The 17,865-nt window shown below is 48.9% G+C and carries 16 protein-coding genes; 9 read left to right on the forward strand and 7 right to left on the reverse strand.

Annotation, left to right across the window (positions count from 1 at the left end):
* Nucleotides 1-136: 136 nt before the first annotated feature.
* Nucleotides 137-1,081: a DUF2167 domain-containing protein gene (locus ELAC_RS03950; RefSeq protein ID WP_098037977.1), complete on the forward strand. Its 945-nt coding sequence runs from the start codon at nucleotides 137-139 to the stop codon at nucleotides 1,079-1,081.
* A 289-nt stretch (nucleotides 1,082-1,370) separates the two neighbouring features.
* Here ELAC_RS03950 and ELAC_RS03955 read toward each other — a convergent pair whose 3' ends face one another.
* Nucleotides 1,371-3,494, reverse strand: a complete 2,124-nt coding sequence (locus ELAC_RS03955; protein WP_098037978.1) for a methyl-accepting chemotaxis protein — start codon at nucleotides 3,492-3,494, stop codon at nucleotides 1,371-1,373.
* Nucleotides 3,495-3,805: 311 nt separating this feature from the next.
* On the opposite strand from ELAC_RS03955, the gene ELAC_RS03960 reads away from it, so the two are divergent.
* A complete protein-coding gene (locus tag ELAC_RS03960; RefSeq protein WP_098037979.1) occupies nucleotides 3,806-4,771 on the forward strand; it encodes a hypothetical protein in 966 nt (321 codons plus the stop codon).
* Here ELAC_RS03960 and ELAC_RS03965 read toward each other — a convergent pair.
* From ELAC_RS03965 to ELAC_RS03980, 4 genes are all read right to left on the reverse strand, one after another.
* A complete protein-coding gene (locus ELAC_RS03965; RefSeq protein WP_098037980.1) occupies nucleotides 4,768-5,241 on the reverse strand; it encodes a Dps family protein in 474 nt (157 codons plus the stop codon). The genes ELAC_RS03960 and ELAC_RS03965 overlap by 4 nt on opposite strands.
* Nucleotides 5,242-5,661: 420 nt before the next feature.
* Nucleotides 5,662-6,141, reverse strand: a complete 480-nt coding sequence (locus ELAC_RS03970; protein WP_098037981.1) for a hypothetical protein — start codon at nucleotides 6,139-6,141, stop codon at nucleotides 5,662-5,664.
* Nucleotides 6,138-6,617 carry a cyclic nucleotide-binding domain-containing protein gene (locus ELAC_RS03975; RefSeq protein ID WP_098037982.1) on the reverse strand — a complete coding sequence of 160 codons (480 nt, stop codon included), beginning with the start codon at nucleotides 6,615-6,617 and terminating at the stop codon, nucleotides 6,138-6,140. The genes ELAC_RS03970 and ELAC_RS03975 overlap by 4 nt, the downstream gene beginning before the upstream one ends.
* Nucleotides 6,614-9,406 (reverse strand): hypothetical protein, encoded by a 2,793-nt coding sequence (locus ELAC_RS03980; protein ID WP_098037983.1) that lies wholly within the window; start codon nucleotides 9,404-9,406, stop codon nucleotides 6,614-6,616. Before ELAC_RS03980 ends, ELAC_RS03975 begins: the two co-directional genes overlap by 4 nt.
* Nucleotides 9,407-9,557: 151 nt before the next feature.
* On the opposite strand from ELAC_RS03980, the gene ELAC_RS03985 reads away from it, so the two are divergent.
* From ELAC_RS03985 to ELAC_RS04015, 7 genes are read left to right on the forward strand one after another with little or no spacing between them, the layout of a single operon-like run.
* Nucleotides 9,558-10,580 (forward strand): chorismate-binding protein, encoded by a 1,023-nt coding sequence (locus ELAC_RS03985; RefSeq protein WP_098037984.1) that lies wholly within the window; start codon nucleotides 9,558-9,560, stop codon nucleotides 10,578-10,580.
* Complete coding sequence (gene menD / locus ELAC_RS03990; RefSeq protein WP_098037985.1) at nucleotides 10,526-12,142, forward strand: 2-succinyl-5-enolpyruvyl-6-hydroxy-3-cyclohexene-1-carboxylic-acid synthase; 1,617 nt, start codon at nucleotides 10,526-10,528, stop codon at nucleotides 12,140-12,142. The genes ELAC_RS03985 and menD overlap by 55 nt, the downstream gene beginning before the upstream one ends.
* Nucleotides 12,139-12,864 (forward strand): alpha/beta fold hydrolase, encoded by a 726-nt coding sequence (locus ELAC_RS03995; protein ID WP_098037986.1) that lies wholly within the window; start codon nucleotides 12,139-12,141, stop codon nucleotides 12,862-12,864. Before menD ends, ELAC_RS03995 begins: the two co-directional genes overlap by 4 nt.
* 14 nt (nucleotides 12,865-12,878) lie before the next feature.
* Complete coding sequence (gene menB / locus ELAC_RS04000) at nucleotides 12,879-13,715, forward strand: 1,4-dihydroxy-2-naphthoyl-CoA synthase (protein ID WP_098037987.1); 837 nt, start codon at nucleotides 12,879-12,881, stop codon at nucleotides 13,713-13,715.
* 11 nt (nucleotides 13,716-13,726) lie between these two features.
* Nucleotides 13,727-14,644 (forward strand): 1,4-dihydroxy-2-naphthoate octaprenyltransferase, encoded by a 918-nt coding sequence (menA, locus tag ELAC_RS04005; protein WP_098037988.1) that lies wholly within the window; start codon nucleotides 13,727-13,729, stop codon nucleotides 14,642-14,644.
* The gene (locus tag ELAC_RS04010; RefSeq protein ID WP_098037989.1) at nucleotides 14,637-15,596 is read left to right on the forward strand and encodes an enolase C-terminal domain-like protein; all 960 of its coding nucleotides are present in this window, start codon (nucleotides 14,637-14,639) and stop codon (nucleotides 15,594-15,596) included. The genes menA and ELAC_RS04010 overlap by 8 nt, the downstream gene beginning before the upstream one ends.
* Before the next feature lie 2 nt (nucleotides 15,597-15,598).
* Nucleotides 15,599-16,732 carry an AMP-binding protein gene (locus ELAC_RS04015; RefSeq protein ID WP_098037990.1) on the forward strand — a complete coding sequence of 378 codons (1,134 nt, stop codon included), beginning with the start codon at nucleotides 15,599-15,601 and terminating at the stop codon, nucleotides 16,730-16,732.
* Nucleotides 16,733-16,883: 151 nt separating this feature from the next.
* On the opposite strand, the gene ubiE is transcribed toward ELAC_RS04015, so the two are convergent.
* Both ubiE and ELAC_RS04025 read right to left on the reverse strand, forming a co-directional pair.
* On the reverse strand, nucleotides 16,884-17,606 hold the full coding sequence (gene ubiE, locus ELAC_RS04020; protein ID WP_098037991.1) for a bifunctional demethylmenaquinone methyltransferase/2-methoxy-6-polyprenyl-1,4-benzoquinol methylase UbiE: 723 nt from the start codon (nucleotides 17,604-17,606) through the stop codon (nucleotides 16,884-16,886).
* Nucleotides 17,603-17,860, reverse strand: coding sequence for a hypothetical protein (locus ELAC_RS04025; RefSeq protein ID WP_143406433.1), 258 nt, complete (start codon nucleotides 17,858-17,860; stop codon nucleotides 17,603-17,605). The genes ubiE and ELAC_RS04025 overlap by 4 nt, the downstream gene beginning before the upstream one ends.
* Between the last annotated feature and the right edge of the window lie 5 nt (nucleotides 17,861-17,865).

Consider the following 17,865-nt stretch of genomic DNA (forward strand, 5'->3'; position numbering starts at 1 on the left):
TCGTCGACTAAGTAATTTGTTTGAGGATGTGTAAATGTAGGTTAAGGGCTAAAGTTGTGTGAATTAAGTATTTTAATATATTGACGTATTATAATTATGGTTGTATTTTTATTCTTTGTTTTTAAGGGGATATAACGTGTTTAAGTTTTTAGCTGCGCTGGTAATAGTACTCTCTTCATTCCAAAGGTTGTCATCGGAATCACCAGGGGTGGTAAGTGAACCTGTAGATATGTTCGGAGAAGGGGGGGAGGCATTTCAAAGTTTGCCAGAAATTCTTGAAGATTTTCCTGATGAAGAAAGTGGGAGGACACTTGTTTATTTGTCAGTAGAGTGGAAAAATCCTGGAATTTACAAGCTTACCCGATCGAATTCAACGCTATCTTTGCCTGAAGGATATAAAATGGTGATCGGCGAAGATGTCAATAAGGTTTGGAGGCTTGGGTGTGGTGATCGGGATAATGAAAAATTAGAAGCTGTTGTTCGTGATATCGATTTTAAAAAGGTAATGTTATTTGAAATTTGGAATGAGGGCTACATATCTTTAGATGATTGGGGCGATCTTGATGCAAAAAATCTTCTGGAAAGTTTAAGCGAGCGAGCTGAAGCGGCAAATAGAGAGCTCGGAAGAACAAGAGTTGGTAGGGAGTTACATGTTATTGGATGGATGCAAGAACCTGTATTTGATAAGCACACAAATACAGTTTATTGGTCAATCGAATTTGAAAGTTCTGAGGAAGGAGCTGTTGTCCTCTCGGTCGCTATTAGACTGGGGCGAGAGAGTTTTGTAAAACTGATTTGTATAGCAAGCAAAGAATCCTATGCGTCCGGTGACGGGCATTTCGATGCTATGCTTCGATCTCATAGTTTTGATCCTGGCTATAGGCATCAAGACTATAGAACAGGGGATAGGATCGCAAGTTATGGGGTAGCAAGTCTTGTTGCCGCAAGTGTCGTAGGGGAAATGGCTAATGCTACAGGTGCAACTGGTATTTTAAAAATACTAGGAGCCTTCATTTTCGCAGGTATAGCGGCTGTTTTGTATAAATTAAAAAATATCTTCAAGCGCAGAGGAGAGGAATAAGTTTAGAACAATTAGTTTCGTATTTACCCTGTTTTTCTTTCTTATTTGCGCTGCTGAAATTATAAAAGATGATGTCGGGAACAGGTATCTCACCCTCAGAAGTACGAAGTTTTAGAAGTCCTAGGAACACCGACAGGTGTCACATGGAGCGGGAGGACTTGTTGACACGATGTAAGGCTAAGTTCGGTTGTGACCAATCCCTAAACTCTTTTCATGTCCTCTCTAAACTATCTTCAAGTCTCTTCAAAAAGGCCGAAAGCGGGTGGATTTGGAGGTGTGTCAAACTGCTTTAGCTTTTGATTTTGATGACGTAGGTTTGCATCTGCGTCGTCGCATCTTTGATCAGTAAAATGGCGCTGTCAAATTCGCGGATGGAGTCTGCAGTCTGCTTGGCCACTTCATTCAACTGAAGTATTGACTGGTTGATCTGCTCAGCCCCAAGCGATAGCGCCTGCATCCTTTTGTTGGCGCTGTCAAAGCTGGCCGTCTCTTGCTGCACCTGCTCGATGATGCGCGAAAGCTGGCCGGAGACGGTGGATACCTGTCCGACTCCCGTTGTGATCTCTTCGGAGAATTTGTCGACGCCCATGACCCCTTCGGAGACAGCAGAGGTCATTTCCGTGATCATCTTGTCGATGTCCAGTGTCGCTTGCGCTGTTTGGTCGGCAAGGCGCCTGATTTCGCGTGCGATCACCGAGAAGCTCTTCCCATGCTCGCCCGCCTTTTCCGCTTCGATGGAAGCGTTCAGAGCGAGAAGGTTTGTCTGGTCGGCAACTTTGGTGATTGTCGTGATCACACTTGTGATTTCTTGAGCTTTCTCGTTTAGCACCGCGAGCTTCGAGGCGATGCTTTGCGAAGCCTCGACCATCTGCTTCATGGACTCTTCCATTTTTCCAAGACCCTCTTTTCCGAGGGCTGCGAGGGAGGACGTGCCTTCTGCCGCATCGCTGATCTCATTCATCGTTTTGGCAAACTGCTTGGATGTCGATGAGATTTCTCCGGCGGTAACGAGGATCTCTTTCACTGTCGACTCTTGCTTGAAAACGGTGCTTTGCTGATTCTTCGAGGCCGCTGCGAGCTGGGTAATCGACGATGTGAGCTGTACTCCCGAGATCTGCAGCTGGCTGATGAGGTTTTCATAGGTATATGCCAGCTGGTTTAAAACGGTCGTGATCTTACTGAAGGAGGCATCATAGGCAACAGGGGCTCTTACTTTTAAGTTGCCGTCGCGGAACTCGGAAACGGCAGTGTAGACGCCCGAGTAGTAGCGGTTTAGCTCGCCGATGACGACCCAGGAAAAAAGGATGGCGATTCCCACTAAAATGACGGTAGTGAGCAAGATGCTGAGAGCTTTGTTTATCAATGCATCATAGCGCTTCATAACAAGCCTCTCCAGCTGCTTGTTGATCGATTCCCAAAGCTGGTTATCTTTGCTGATCAATTTCGTTCCCGCAAGATAGAGATCGGAGTAAATTTCGAGTGGGTCTTCTCCTTCGCCCTTTTTTTCCTTTCTTAAAAGGGAGTCGACCAAGCTTAAAAAGATCCTTGCAGATTCCGAGAAAGAGACGTAGGTGGTATTGATGTTGTTTTTAATCTCGTTGGTCCTATTGCCGCTCACTTCTGCGATGATAGCTTTCTGATACTGCAGCTTTAGCTGGTTTAGGTCATCTTTGAGCAAGGACGCCAGGGCAATTACCCTGTTGTGGTCGGTAATGGAGATGGTCTGCTTCTGACTAAGCGAGAAAACGAAGATCATCAGTTGAGAGGTGAGATCCTGAATGTTGGGCAGCAGCAGCAAATTCATCTGTATCAAGTGGTGCGACTCCGCCTGAGGATCGTAGCTGATATTGGATACTTCGCCGATGAAATTCAAAAGCTCTTGCTGGTTGTCGACAAAACCGATATGAAACGCTTCGCTGATGTCAGGCTGCATCTCGAAAGCAGTATTGGAAAACTCCTCCCATTGGCGCTGAAGCTCAAGCGGTGAAACCTCTTTCTGCTGCTTTTGCTGAAATGCTTCAGGGCTGATCGAGAGAAGATTCTCACTTGCCTTAGTATGCTCAATCAGACTGGAGAGGCTTTTGGAAATGGTCGCCTGCAGTTCCACCAGATCTTTCTTCAGTTCGTCGTCCCCCAGATGGTAGCGATAAGACAGGATCTTGTGTTTGACGGTGTTCTCCAGCACTTTTTCCGCTTGCTGCTGAAGCCTCAGACCGGCAAGTTCCCGCTTTAAAAATTGCAAGTCCTCCCAATAGGCTCCTATGAGGAAGTAGCCGATGATCAAAACGGCGATGAAGACGATTGAAAAGATAAGGTAGATCTTTTGCGCATACCCTAGATAGGAGAGCGCTCTTTGGATCAGGGTGGGGTTGAGTGTTTCTTCGTCGGTCTTCATAGATCCATTAGTGAGCATGGGAGATCCTTAATTTTGTTTTCTGATGGGATCAGTATCCTTCGTATACATTTTTTTTATAAAAGTGACCACAGGTTTTGAAAGACTTTTCACAAACTGAAATCGTGCGATTTGTGTGCTGAATTGGGCACACTACCGAAAGTGTTTTAGAGTCGGGTCGCTAATCAAATCAGTACATTTTGCGGATCTTTCGGTATATAACCAAATTTAGCAAACATCCATTCCGCCGATGGAACTTGTCATCAGTGACCCTGTTTTGCTAAAATGTTCCTGAGTCAAACCAATTTTTACTCCCAGACTGGAAAAAAAGCATGAAAATTATCAGACGTTACAAATGGTGGCTCTCTGCCCTCCTCGTCCTTCTGGCAGCCTACGGCGGCGGCCGCCTGTACCTGGGCGGCGGCCGCCTGTACTACAAGATGACTGACGGATTCTCACTGGAGAATATCTCTTCCTCCTTTGGCTTTGATGACAGATGGGTAACTCACCCTCTCTCCGCGGAGGAAAAAGAGTTGGTCGACACCGTTTTAAGCCAAGAGTTTCATTATTTGGGGAAGGGGTGTCAGTCCTATGTGTTCGAGAGTGCTGACGGCAAATATGTCATTAAATTTTTTAAATACCAGCGCTACAGGCAAGCCGAGTGGGTGAAGCAGTTTGACTTTATTCCTTCCGTCCATAAGCACCGAATGAGCCGCACCGCGCATAAACAGCGCAAGCTGGAAGGCGTTTTTAAGAGCTGGGTAGTGGCGTTTAATCACGCCAAAGAAGAGACCGGGTTGATCTATGTGCACCTTAACAAAACCGAAGGATTGGGCAAGAGGGTAACCCTCATCGATAAAATGAATCGCAGGCACGCAGTTGATATCGACCAGTATGAGTTTCTGATACAGAAGAAGGGCATCATGCTGACAGCTCACCTGGACTTTCTGATGCGAGAGGGAAGAGTGGAGGAAGCTAAGCAATTTTTGGATGCGCTCGTCATGCAGATACTTGGGGAATATCGAAGAGGTGTTGCAGACAACGATCCGGCGCTGATGCAAAACACCGGTGTTATTGACGGGGCGCCAGCGCATCTTGATGTCGGACAGTTTGATTTCGCACCGAAATATGCCGAGAAATCGATTTACGAACCTGAAATTTTTCAGAAATTTTATAAATTCCGTCGCTGGCTGACGAAGGAGCATCCCGCTCTCGGTAAGCATCTGGATGCCGTGTTGCTGAGGGAGTTCGGAGGGGAGTTTTTCCGTATTCCCCCGAATCCCCGGTATGTTTCCTAATTAGTGAGGAGATGGCTGCGCAGCATCCAAACGGCCTTGTCGTGGCTGCGTAGCGCCTGAACAAAAAGATCTAAAGTTCCCTGGTCTTTGTCCTCTTCCGCCTGGGCAATATAGGTGTGCAGCTCAGTCGAAAGTTCTTCATGCGAGCGCATGAGATCCTCGATCATTTCGTTCTCGGAGAGATCTTCCTGATCACCCTCGCGGATAGTGGCCAGTTTTAAAAAGGTACGCATCGTTCCCGGCGCTTTTCGACCCAGAGCGCGGATCCTTTCAGCGACCGTGTCGCTCTCTTCAAAAAGATCCTGATACTGCTTTTCAAATAACTGGTGAAGAGTAAAGAAGCGGGCGCCCTCCACGTTCCAGTGGTAATTATGCGTCTTTAGAAGGAGAACATAGGTGTTCGCCAGATATGTCATCAGATTTTGCACTTGCCTCGCGCTCACAGTCCCTTCCTTTGTTGTACTATTCATGCTTCCTCCCTTTTTATCCTTTAAACTCTCCCCAGGGGGAGTAGAGCCTGTGCTTAAACTCACATAGGCAAACTTTGCTGGTGAAGCGGCCTATAAAACTTCTCGGAACACCACGTGTTATTCAAAATTTATCTTGGCTTCCATGCCGAAGTTGTCGCAAATTCGAGTTTTTGGCAAAGAGAAAATTGTTTTGGCGGGCGATTTTAAGTGATCTAACGTAAGTTGTTTAAAATTTTACGATCCCAGGAGTTTATCAAAGCGAAAATCCCCAGTTTCAAGATGCTTTCGGTATAATTTATCCGGGGGATCGAGGAGTGCGGACGGGTGATTGCGCCTCGAAAAGAGGAGGGGCTTGGGCGGGTTCTTGTGATGCACAAGAGGGCAAAGCTGCCCTCTTGTTGCTCTGAAACTTAAAGTGAATTAACGACAGCGGCGGTTGCTGGCTCTGAAGGAGAATTCAAAACCGCATTCGCACGAGTCGCATTCTTCGTAAATAGGGTTGTAACAGCATGGGCACTCGTCGACTACCACCACTTCCCTGACAATCGGTCGCCTTACATAGCGGACAGGTTCATAGAGAACCGGATCCCATCTGCCGGCAACCACCACGCACTCTCTTCGTGGGTAGCAGGGGCGACGCGCTCTTCTACAGTCCACTCTCTCGACTCTTTCCATGCGGTTACCGACAACGGCATGGCCTCTGTCCCTGTTACGCATAGCATCACGCCCAGGAACAACCTGAGGACGTCCGGCATCTCGTTGAGGAGCTGCTTGCGATCGCCCGCTTTCTGGCACCGGGACCGCTTGAAGCGCCGGCCTCTGGCTGGAGCCTTCGACTGCCAGCAGGGGAGATGCCAGCGTCAGCATCAGCAAAGTAAAGGTTTTAAATCGAGATTTCATGTTGTACCTCCATGTGAAAAACTTCCTGCTTTGAAGTTTCGCTGTCGAAACTGCATTGAGGAAGCAAAAGATTCAAGAAGATCGACCGCTAGGGCGGGATGTTCGTGCAGTACAGCTAAGAGATTGGTCTTTGAGAGGGTAAACATTTCCGTCGGCTCGCCAGCCACAGCTTTGTAGGCTCTTGGAAGACCTGAGAGGAGAGACTCCTCGCCAAAGAAGTCGCCACGTCCGATGATATGAGATTCATTTTGATTTTGAGCCGAAAGATGCACTGAGCCGTTAGAAATAAAAAAGATACTGTAGGCTTGCTCGCCGGAGTCGAACACAACTTCGCCTGCGCCGGCTTTGGAGAAGGTGAGCTTGTCAGCGATGGAAAGCAGCTGGCTTAACTCAAGGCTTTCCATGAGCCAGGTATTCTTGAGCAGAAGCGACTTTTCGATTAGCGTGTGGGCTGCCGTGCTTGGTTTTGTATTCAAATTTTTCCTAATAGCTCCTTAGCAAAACTCTGGATGATGGGTGAGTTGTTTTGGGCAAGAACTTTTAATGATTCCCGGGATTTTTGAGGATGCAAGCTGCTCAAGGCGGCAGCAGCCATGATTTGATCGGAGAGAGAGGGTGATTCAGCTAGAAAATTCAAAAGATCCTCCAGGGGTAGAACAGCTCCGCTGTCGTTACCTAAAATTCTTTTGGTGCCACTAAAGCCTTGTTCTTCGATCAGCGGTCTTAGCTTCCGAAAAATTGCTCTTTTGCACGTTTTTTCAAGTGTCTCAATGACTTGGCTTCTGATCTTAGCATTTTTTGATCTATAAAGTCTACACACAGCTTCGGGATCGGAGATTTCCCCAGCAGACGAAAGAAGGTGGATAATGAATTCTATCTTGGCGCTGAAGGCAGAGGAGAGCCCTCCCGCAAGCAGTTTATCGAGTGCTGTCTCCTGGATTGGCGCATAGGCTCTAGAATGGGTGAGATAGAAGCGTGCTTTTTCGATCTCCTTGTCCACCACATTTTGCAGGAGGGTATGGAGAGTTTCTAAATCAAGGTGGCCTAGAACTTTAGCTGATAGCGCCCGGCATGAATCGGAAACTTGCTCCGCCTCAAGGACCGAAGCCAGCATCGGGATCGCGGGAGGGCCGCTTTTTCTCAGAATCTCTTCGAAGAGCTGTTTTTCTTTAGAATCCAGCACCTGTCCACTCTCCAGCATTTCTCTGTACAGATCCAAGTTGGAGAGTTGTCCTAAAGCTTTTATGAGATAGTGTCTGAAAAAGGGGTCTTTCGATTCCTTCCAGAATTTGAGCAGCGGAACTGCAAAGTCTGACTGACTGGGAGTTAAAATGGCTGCCATCGATTGGATCGCTTCTCTCTGGACCTGGATCGACGGGTGCTCTAGATAGGGTAACAGCCGATAGGGGGTTTGATGCGAGGAATCCTCTCCAAGGAGGCGGAGCGCTGTTATAATAGCCTCCATGTCGTTGGTCGAAAGCATGTTGTCAATTTCGGCATCCCATGCGATGGAGCATTTTCCCCCACCGTCAGGCCGTTGCTGGGACCTTTTTCTTGCGAGTAGGTAGGAAGCCTTGAAGAGAGGCTCCTTCGAATTTGCATATTGGACAAGTTCGGAAACTTCGATGTTGTGGTGGGAAGCGAGGAAAAACAGCGCTTCACCACGGACTGAAGGCAACGCTTCATCTTTAGACCAATCGACTATCATCTGCCTGGCCTTTAATGACTCGTTAAATGCACTTCTGGCGTGGCAGCGGATGAACGTTTGCTTCATCAAAGGCGTGAAGGAGATCTCGTCGCTTAGTAAAAGATTGAAAAAGGACTCCTCTCCCATCAGAAAGATAGCCTCGATGGCAAAAAGTTTGTCTTTTTCCGTTGCGGAAGCGAGAAGCTTATAAAGGGCTATTTCTTCCTCTTTCCTTTCATCGCAGTCCATCATCGCAGCCCATTTCTCCGCTGGTCTTTCGAAGTGGATCGCGGAAGCTGTCAGGTTTGCGACTACGGCGGAAGGGTATTTGCGCCGGATGATGAAGGCGAGTGAAAGAAGGATAGCTACAACGAAAAGACCTAAATAGAGAGTGTTGAAGCCCGTGATCATGAGGAGAATGCCCGAGGTGAGCATGCCAATCGGCTCTAGCATCGATTCGATGGCCACGCGCACCTTATATTTAATTTTTTTGGGGATGACGTTCAGAAGGAGATTGAAGTTACTGTCGTCGACCACCTCGAGCGTGCCCTCCGCCACGAAATAGGCTATCAAAGGAAAGGCCAGGCCTCCGATTGAAATCCATCCGGTGTATGCTGCCAAAAGTAGGGCAGGGGAAAAAAACAGCAAGGCTCCTACTCCGAAGCGGCGGATCAGACGACTATAGAGAAATAGGCCAAACAACAAGTTGATGACACTGACGGCGAATATAATTCGGCCGAGAAATAGGGTGATGAACGCCTGTTCGGAATCGACAGCTCCCGTTCCGGTCGGCGGGTCGAACGCCTGATCGAAGAAAGACATGTAGTTGTACTCTGTCGTCATCCACATCAGGTAAATGCAGAAGTTGTTTGCCATCACAAAGAGGGCAAAGCGTGATTTGAAAAGTTCCTTGATGAAAAGAGCGACGGAGAGGTTTTTGTATTCGCTCGCCTCGTCAATAGCTGTATCATCGTGGGCAACGTGGATAGTTTTTCTGATGAAAATTGTCAGAGTAGCGGTGACGGCAAACAGCACAAGGATCAGCAGTAGGATCTGATAGAATTCCAAAACGCCCAGGCTCATGATGAGTCCTGTGACTGCCTGGCCTAAGAAAACTGCCGAAGAGAAGAGAACGAAGACTCGCTTGGCGTCTTGCATATTATGGTACTGGTCAAGGAAGGTCCAATAGCCAGTCATGAGGACAGCTTCCATCTGAAAGCTGACAAAGCGTAAAACGAACCAGCAAGCGGGAGGCAGTTCGCCAAAGTGCAACACCGCCAGGAAGAAAAGCGTGTAAAAAAAGAAAGCAGTAGCAATGACCGATAGAAATATTCGGCTCGGTTCGATTGCGTTGATGATGCGGATGAGGATAAGCGCGGGAAGAATCATTCCGAGAGCAGTAGCGATATAGACATAGGGCAGGTATTCGGCGCCTACGTGAATCAGAAAGAGAGCATCGGCGTTTTTGAGGCCCAAGTTAATGGACAGCGACCACAAAAAGCCAAGGAGAGTGAAGAGAAAGGCGTTTCTTTCTTCTCCTTCATAAAGATTGAAGAGCTTACTGAAAAGACCTTTCATTCCTATCGTTTTCCTGTTTCTCCCGGTTTTAATCCTTCCATTCTACAGGATACGTGATAAAAATCCATAGCGTATCTTGTTCTCTTTTTTATTTACTCATTTCGGTTGAAACGCTAGGATCGTCGCCTGGTGAAAGTAGCAGGAATTCAAGATGCTGGATAAGGAAGGTTTCGGTAAGTGCGCAAGCTTAATCGAATGCGATGACGGCTTCTTGATTGGTACCGGTAAGCGGCAGTGGCGGGGCGAGCCCAATCCCTTCAAGCCTGCTTTTTTCTTTCCACCCTTTTTTCTTAATTGCGAAGATCCCTTTTGTGTCCATCAGGAAACTTTTTTTTTAGATAAATGTGCGTTTCAAGCTTTTTTAAACTCAGCGCAGCACCGAGAGGAAGAGCGATTTGTCTGGAGTCGTCCGGAAAAAGAGCCCTATCAGCTTCAATTTAACCTGTTGCGAAAGCAGATAGAGAGCGGACAGCTGCAAAAAGGAGTTCCTTACAGCCGGCGTCAATCCATCGGAACGATCGATAGTGGCAGAATTTTCAGCATTCTGAGGAGTGCTTTTGAAAAACGAGGGCGGGGACTTCTCTACGGATTTTGGAATGCCGACGATGGAATGCTTGGCGTCACCCCCGAGAAGTTGTTTGTGAGAAAAGACGGCACGATCTACGTGGATGCCGTGGCAGGAACGAGGCCTACCCCGGATTTCAAAGAGAAAGAGTCTGTCGAGCACACACTTGTGACCCAGGGGATTAAAGAGGCTTTAACCCCCTATGGCGAAGTCGCGGTTGGCCAGACCTGTCCGATTCCTTACGGAAAGCTGCTCCATCTGTACACGCCGATTGAAGTGAAAGCCCGGGCTGAGGCGCCTTTTAAAGAGCTGGTTGAAAAGCTGCATCCCACGCCAGCGCTTGGGACATATCCTCAAAAAGAGGGCGCTGCCTGGCTGATGGAGGCCGATCGGTTAATACCAAGAAGAAGGTTTGGGGCGCCTGCCGGCTGCATCATTCCTGAGAGAGGTGAGGCAAGATGCCTGGTCGCGATCCGAAGCATTCAGTGGAATGATGGAAATATCGAGATGTTTGCCGGTGGGGGAGTCACTGACGAAAGCGAGGTGGAGAAAGAATGGGACGAGATACAAAGCAAATTTCAATCGATCGAACAGATGCTCAGCGTTTAAATGAGGACCTGACCTTCAACTTAGTTCAGGCGATGGCTCGAATCGGCATCCGCCATTTTTGCATATGTCCGGGCGGGCGCAACGCGGGTATGATTGATTTGATCGCAGCGGAGGAGAGCTTCCACATCGTCTCTTTCCACGACGAGCGGGCGGCCGGTTTTTTTGCTGTGGGTAAAATCATGGCGACCGGAGAGCCTTGCTGTGTGGTCACCACCTCGGGCACCGCTGTTGGTGAGCTGATGCCCGCGGTGATGGAAGCTTACTACTCAGGTCTTCCGCTTGTCGTTTTATCCGCGGACCGCCCCAAAAGATTCCGCGGCAGCGGAGCACCGCAAACTGCAGAGCAGGAGAGAATTTTTGGGCTATACACCCCTCATTTCGAAGATCTCGAAGCTGAATCAGAACCCCTTTTGCACACCTGGGACTTAAAAAAGCCGTGCCATATCAACCTCTGCCTTGAAGAGGCCTATGAGCACGACTACAGTCGCTTCCCAGATATTCGGTTTGAATCCCGCCAAGAGAGCAGCTCCCTCTTCAGGGAAGAGCATCAGGAGGCGGTGCATGCGTTTATTGAAAAGCACGAATACCCCTTCGCGGTGGCCGGGGCGTTAAGTCCCGGAGAGGCCGCGGCAGTCAAACGCCTTCTTTTGCACTATCAACTTCCATGTCTCCTGGAAGGGCACTCCCGGCTGCGGGCCGACAAAGACTTGCAACACCTTTTCATCACCTATGGCGATGACGCCCTAGTTAAAAGCGCCGCTTTCGGGTACCCGATAGATGGTGTTCTGCGCTTGGGAGGCGTTCCAACATCGCGCCTTTTCAGGGATACGGAATTTTTAGAAGGCAAGATATCTCTACTCAGCGTCAGCAAAAATCCCTTTGCGGGATCCTCATGGGGAGACTTGCTCCACACCGATCTCTCCCGGTTTCAATCTCCTCACTGGAGGCCGGAGGGCGGTTTTGCCAAAAAAGCGCAGGACTGGATGGAGAGGGATCGGGCGCTTTTAAGCAAGATGGAAGCGCTTTACGAAAAATATCCGCGCGCCGAGCAGACGCTTGTGCATCGACTCTCTAAGATAATTCCGCTGGATTCCCGCCTCTTTCTAGGAAACAGTTTGCCGATTAGGGAGTGGGACCTTCATGCGACCACTGCTTCCCCCCTTGAAGAAGTTTACGCGGTGCGGGGCTTAAATGGAATCGATGGCCAAATTTCTGCCTTTTTAGGACTTCTCCATCCCCAAAAGAAAAATATCGCCCTCATGGGGGACCTAACCGCGCTCTATGATTTGAACGCCTTCTTTGCCTTAAAAGATTGCCACGGCGCCTTCACCCTGTTTATCATCAACAACGGGGGAGGGAAGCTTTTCCGCAAACTCTTCAAGAATCCGCTGATTCAAAATAATCACGAACTTGGGTTCGCTCACTGGCCCAGAATGTTCGGTCTTAGCTATGCAAAGGTCGAGACTTCTATCATCGGCCCCGAACTTCTTCAGTATGCCGTTGTTGAAATCGTCCCGGAGCAGGATCAGTCCGATGCTTTCAATGTAGAGATGAGGCCATGATCCGGTTGATCGCTCTGCACGGGTTTTTAGGCAGAGGCAGCGACTTTCACTTTCTTAAGGGGAAGTTGCCGCCCTCTCTTGATTTGGCCGCCCCTTCCTTTTTTTCTCCTGGCGAGTGCGCTAAGTGGCAGCATCCACTGGATTCGATGGGAGAGGTGCTAAACAATTATATCGGGGAGCTTTGGCCGGGGGAGAAGCCCGTGCTGCTTGGCTATTCCATGGGAGGCAGGCTCGGCCTGCAAGCTCTCAAAAGGAAAGAATCATCGTTCCGGGCAGCCATTTTTGTGTCGACCCACTTTGGCTTAACAGACAGAGAGCAGCGTCTTGCAAGGATCGAAGAGGACTCGAAACTCTCTGCCCGGATGGAGATCGAGTCATTTTCAAAATTCTGTGATGAATGGGACAGGCGACCGCTCTTTGAAGGCGCGCCCAAAGTTTTGCGCAGAGAGTCTCAGTTCGACAAGTCGGCGCTGTCTTTTGCCTTAAATGAGTGGAGTTTGGGAAAGCAGGAATATTTCAAAGCTATGGTGGAAAAGCTAGATATCCCTATTCTTGTGATTTCGGGGGAAAATGACCTTACCTTTCGCGACATGGCTCTTTCGCTCAAGTTGAAAAATCCGCATTCCCTGACCTTTATTGCCAAAGAAACGAACCATCGCGTACCATGGCAATCTAAAGAATTATTTATCAGTGCGGTCAATCACTTCATCAACAAACTGTAATTTGCGAGGCTCTCATGACAGTGGAAACAAAAACAGAAATTTGGCATCCGATTAAAGTATATCAGGATATTAAGTACGAAGAAACCGGAGACGGAATCGCCAAAATCACCATTAACCGTCCCCATGTGCGCAATGCCTTCCGCCCGGAGACAGTCATCGAGATGCAAGACGCATTCAACCATGCCAGGGAGTCCGCATCTATCGGGGTTATCATCTTGACTGGCGAGGGCACTGAAGCGTTTTGCTCGGGCGGCGATCAGAAGATTCGCGGGGATAAAGGATACGTTGGATCAGATGGCATACCGCGTCTGAATGTGCTCGACTTGCAAAAGCAGATCCGCTCCATCCCGAAACCCGTCATTGCCCAAGTTGCCGGTTATGCGATCGGCGGCGGTCATGTGCTGCACGTGGTGTGCGATTTATCCATCGCCGCAGAGAACGCTATTTTCGGACAGGTAGGTCCTAAGGTGGGCTCTTTTGACGGAGGACTCGGATCTAGCTACCTTGCCCGTATCGTCGGCCAGAAGAAGGCGCGTGAAATTTGGTATCTGTGCCGTCAATATAACGCTCAGGAAGCTTTGGAGATGGGGCTCGTCAATAAAGTGGTTCCCGTCGAGCAGTTGGAGGAGGAGACTTTGGAGTGGTGCCGAGAAATTCTTAAGCACTCGCCGCTCGCCCTAAGATGCCTCAAAGCAAGCTTGAACGCCGACTGCGATGGGCAGATGGGACTTCTGGATTTGGCAGGAAACGCCACGTTGCTCTATTACATGACGGAAGAGGCCAAAGAAGGGAAAAATGCTTTCCTGGAAAAGAGAAAACCCAATTTTTCCAAATTTAAAAGGCTTCCCTGAAGGAGAGCACGATGTCATACGGCCAACCCGCCTCTCTTGCTAAGAGAGGCGCCTACTTTTTCATGGCGATCCGTCCGAAGACGCTGACGGCTTCGATTGCACCGGTTTTAGTGGCTATCGCTTACGTATATGCCGCTTCAAGTCAGTTCAGCGTGCCGATCCTCATTTCAGCGCTAAGCACCTTCTTGTCGCTGCAGATAGCGGTTAACTTGTTCAACGACGCTTTAGACTTCAAAAAAGGGGCGGATACCAAAGACCGCCTGGGACCTTGCCGAGTGACCCAGTCCGGACTTTTTTCTCCTGGGACCGTAATGCTTTTGGGAACCCTCTTTATCGTTTTGTCTTTTCTGACGGCGATCCCTCTATATCTGAAAGGAGGGTGGCCCATTTTCCTGATATCTTGCCTTTCTGCTCTGGCAGCTTATGTCTACACGGGCGGCCCCTTTCCTTTGGCCTACCACGGCCTTGGCGAACTTTTCGTGCTGATTTTTTTTGGACCAGTCAGCGTTGTCTCCATAGCCTATGTAGAACTGGGAGAGTTTTCTCCGGAGGCGCTTCTTGCCGGGCTGCAGGTAGGACTTTTAGCTACAGTGATGATCGCCATCAATAATTTACGGGATATCGAGCAGGACAAAATAGCCGATAAAAAAACCCTCGCTACTCGCCTGGGAATGAAGGCATCAAGAGCGCTCATTGCCCTTTATTTATTTTTACCCTTTGCCCTGGGTTTTTTTTGGCCCTCTTTCGGCTATAACATCGCCTTTTATCTACCCCTGACGCTTCTGCCTTTTTCTATCACGCTCATCAGAGCGATATATCGCACAGCGCCCTCTACAGAGTACAACGGCTATCTTGCCCGTGCAGCGCTGATTCACCTCCTTTTTGGAGTGTATTTATCCATCGGCTTATTGGTGTATTTTTATGTTTAAGATCTTGGCACACCCCTATTCCCTACGCTTAAAGAACATCCGCTCAAGCAGACTGCTGAATCATAAAAGAGAGGGAGCGCTCTTGCGATTCTCCTTTCCGGACGGTTCTAGCGGCTATAGTGATCTGCACCCTTGGGAGGAGTTCGGCGATCTCTCGCTTGATCAGGAGATTGAACTGCTCAAGAGCGGACGTCCGACAGCACTCGGCTTCCGTGCTCTTCAGCTTGCCGCAAAAGACGCAGAATTCAGAAGGCAAGGCGTCAACGCACTCGAGGGCCTTACCGTACCGAAGAGCCACTTCCTTTTGTCGGGAGACGAACACAAGGACCACAAACTTCTGGAAACTATCGCAAATTCAGGATTTGACACCCTTAAAATCAAGGCCGGAAGCGCCCTTGACTTTCTGGATGAGTTGGTCGGGGCACTTAAACACCATCCGTTTAAAATCCGTATCGATTTCAATGAACGTTTAGATGCTGGCTCCCTTCCCGATGCCCTCAATCGCTTAAAACCTCTTGAAGAGAAGATCGATTTTCTGGAGGATCCGACCCGCTTTGACCGCGAGATGTGGATAAAAGCCATGGAGCGCTCGCGTATTCCTTTTGCCAAAGACATGCGCCTCGAAGAGGCCTTTAGTGACAAATCGATTCCTATCTTAGTCATGAAGCCGGCCAAGCAAAATGAAGAGATGTTTTTGCAAGAGATGCATCCGGAGCAAAAAGTTGTGGTAACCAGCTACCTTGGCCACCCCTTGGGGCAAGTTCAGGCAGCTTATGTCGCAGGGGTAATGCAAAAGAGCATTCCGCTTGAGACCGCAGGGCTTAAATCCCATCACCAATATGAGACGGATGCTTTTTCAGAGAGGCTCGGCCCCCTTTCACCGCACTTCCAAGCACCGGCAGGCACTGGATGGGGATTCGATGACTTGCTCCCAAAACTTTCCTGGAGCTAGCGATGCAGCATCTTTTCCAGGAAGATAAAGCGCCGGTTCTCATCAACCCGGCCCTTCCTCGAGAACGCATCTCTTGTATTCAGGAACTTTTGTGGAAACACCCCTTTGCAACACCTCATCTTTGGATCGCCTCGTCGGGAAGTTTTGCCAAAGAAGGCACGAGTAAGTGGGTGGCCCTTTCCAGAGAGGCACTCTCTCTGTCTGCGGCGGCCGTGAACCAACACCTGCAGGCATCTGCCAACGATATATGGCTCAATCCTTTGCCTCTCTTTCATGTGGGAGGCCTTGGGATTGAGATACGAGCTCTGCTCACCAACTCGAAAGTGGTTCAGTTCAGACCAAGTGAAGAACGCTGGTCTCCGGCTCAATATTATCAGACGTTGTGCGAGACTAAAGCCACCCTGACTTCGCTAGTACCCACCCAACTCTATGATCTTGTCGTCATGGGGTTTACCTCGCCTCGCTATCTAAGGGCGGTGGTGATTGGCGGAGGGGCACTTGAAGAGTCTCTTTATCGGAGAGCTCGCGCGCTCGGGTGGCGCATTTTGCCGAGTTACGGTATGACTGAAGCTGCCTCGCAGGTCGCAACAGCTTCCTTAAGCTCCCTTGAGCAAGAGGGGTATCCTCGCCTGCAAATTCTGCCCCATCTCAGCATTGCTGTCGACGAGGATAATCTACTGACACTTTCTGGAAAGTCGCTTTTTTCCCTTTATGGAATGGTTGAAGGGGATTCCGTACGTTTTGTCGATCCGAAAGTTGCGGGGAGCTTCATCACAAAAGATCGGGGAGTCATTGATCGGGATGGACTCAAAATCCTTGGTCGGGCAGATGATATCGTGAAGATTGTGGGAGAAAACGTTGATATTTCAGCGCTGCAGCGGCTGATTGACCAGTTGAAGCTCTCCAAAGGGGTGCATGGAGACTGCTATGTGGTGCCTAAAAGTGATTCCAGAAGAGGGAGTAAGCTTGTGCTCGTTTTGTCTCAGGAGTTGCCAGAAGAAGACATTGATAACCTCCTGAAAGAGTATAATCTTTCCGTGTTTCCCTATGAGCGTATCGAGGAGAAGTTAATACTTCCCTCCCTTCCGAAAACGTCTCTTGGCAAGCTAGAGAGAAATAAATTGCCCCTTAGTTGAAATCGCATGATTTGTTTTCTGTAATCGGCTGTAAACAGAAAGTGCCTCAAAATTTGGTTTTTGCCGGCGAGAATGCTTTCGGGATTGAGCCATTCTCAAAGTCAAAAGATCAAATTTTGAGGCACTTTTGGCAAGGTGCAAATGATCAGTCTCAAGACGGGCTTTTAGTACCTACGATAATGCTAGCGATCCCTAAGCTGGCAGGGATGGTGCGCACATTGACAAACCCGGTTTCAATGAGCATCCGCTCTAGCGCGGAGGCAGTTTGAAATTGCTTGATGCTTTTGTTTAAGTATTGGTAAGCCTCTTTATCTTGAGTGACGAGCGATCCAATCATCGGGACAAAGGTTTTCAGGTAGAGGGAGTGAAAAAAGCCAACCAAAGGGTTTTTGGGCCTGGTCAGCTCCAGGATGCCCAAGGTTCCCCCGGGGACAAGTACACGGTGGGCCTCTTGAACACATTTCAGTGGGTTTTGGATGTTGCGGATACCATAGGCCACCGACACATTGGAAAAGGATCCTTCGTTGAAAGGCAGAAGAGTCGCGTCCCCCTCAACATAGGAAAAGACTGCTTCCTTGAAAGCTTCCGATTGCGCCTTCTCCTTGGCGACATCCAGCATAGGGGCGCAAAAATCAAGCAAGGTGACATCCGCTCCCTTGCTCTGGTGGGCAAATTCGATGGCGATATCTCCTGTTCCGGCGCAAAGATCAAGTATCTTGGAGGGGGGAGTGCCATTTAAAATTTCCCTGACGAGAGTGCGGTTCCACAATCTGTGCAAATTGAATGAAAGGGCTTTGTTGCAAAGATCGTAGCGTGCTGCGATTTTCCCAAACATTTCCTGAATAGTTTCAGGGGCAGATTTAGTGTAGGTCATTTTTGCTCCTTTTCATCCTTGTCGCAGAGAGAGCAGCTCCTCTTTGTACCGCAGCTTCCGTCTTTGTCCTGATGTGGATTTCGTCCGCAGGAACCCAGTCTGATTTTGTTTTTTCCTGTGACGAGATATCCTATTCCAATGAGGGCAAGTGCTATAGATACTATGACGAAGGCTAAAGCCACTGTTGTCAGGATGTTTTCCAAGGTAAGCGCTCCTCCATCTTTGTCCCCATCGTAGATGGGGGGTTGTTGCATTAATT

The organism is Estrella lausannensis, from assembly GCF_900000175.1.
Classification (GTDB): domain Bacteria; phylum Chlamydiota; class Chlamydiia; order Chlamydiales; family Criblamydiaceae; genus Estrella; species Estrella lausannensis.

Bases quoted from the DNA above. Each gene is read 5' to 3' on its own strand.
- ELAC_RS04015 (WP_098037990.1), top strand. From the start codon at position 15,599: ATGCAGCATCTTTTCCAGGAAGATAAAGCGCCGGTTCTCATCAACCCG.
- menB (WP_098037987.1), top strand. From the start codon at position 12,879: ATGACAGTGGAAACAAAAACAGAAATTTGGCATCCGATTAAAGTATAT.
- menA (WP_098037988.1), top strand. From the start codon at position 13,727: ATGTCATACGGCCAACCCGCCTCTCTTGCTAAGAGAGGCGCCTACTTT.
- ELAC_RS04025 (WP_143406433.1), bottom strand. From the start codon at position 17,860: ATGCAACAACCCCCCATCTACGATGGGGACAAAGATGGAGGAGCGCTT.
- ELAC_RS03995 (WP_098037986.1), top strand. From the start codon at position 12,139: ATGATCCGGTTGATCGCTCTGCACGGGTTTTTAGGCAGAGGCAGCGAC.
- ELAC_RS03985 (WP_098037984.1), top strand. From the start codon at position 9,558: ATGCTGGATAAGGAAGGTTTCGGTAAGTGCGCAAGCTTAATCGAATGC.
- ELAC_RS03980 (WP_098037983.1), bottom strand. From the start codon at position 9,406: ATGAAAGGTCTTTTCAGTAAGCTCTTCAATCTTTATGAAGGAGAAGAA.
- ELAC_RS03965 (WP_098037980.1), bottom strand. From the start codon at position 5,241: ATGAATAGTACAACAAAGGAAGGGACTGTGAGCGCGAGGCAAGTGCAA.
- ELAC_RS03970 (WP_098037981.1), bottom strand. From the start codon at position 6,141: ATGAAATCTCGATTTAAAACCTTTACTTTGCTGATGCTGACGCTGGCA.
- ubiE (WP_098037991.1), bottom strand. From the start codon at position 17,606: ATGACCTACACTAAATCTGCCCCTGAAACTATTCAGGAAATGTTTGGG.
- ELAC_RS04010 (WP_098037989.1), top strand. From the start codon at position 14,637: ATGTTTAAGATCTTGGCACACCCCTATTCCCTACGCTTAAAGAACATC.
- ELAC_RS03955 (WP_098037978.1), bottom strand. From the start codon at position 3,494: ATGCTCACTAATGGATCTATGAAGACCGACGAAGAAACACTCAACCCC.
- menD (WP_098037985.1), top strand. From the start codon at position 10,526: ATGGGACGAGATACAAAGCAAATTTCAATCGATCGAACAGATGCTCAG.
- ELAC_RS03960 (WP_098037979.1), top strand. From the start codon at position 3,806: ATGAAAATTATCAGACGTTACAAATGGTGGCTCTCTGCCCTCCTCGTC.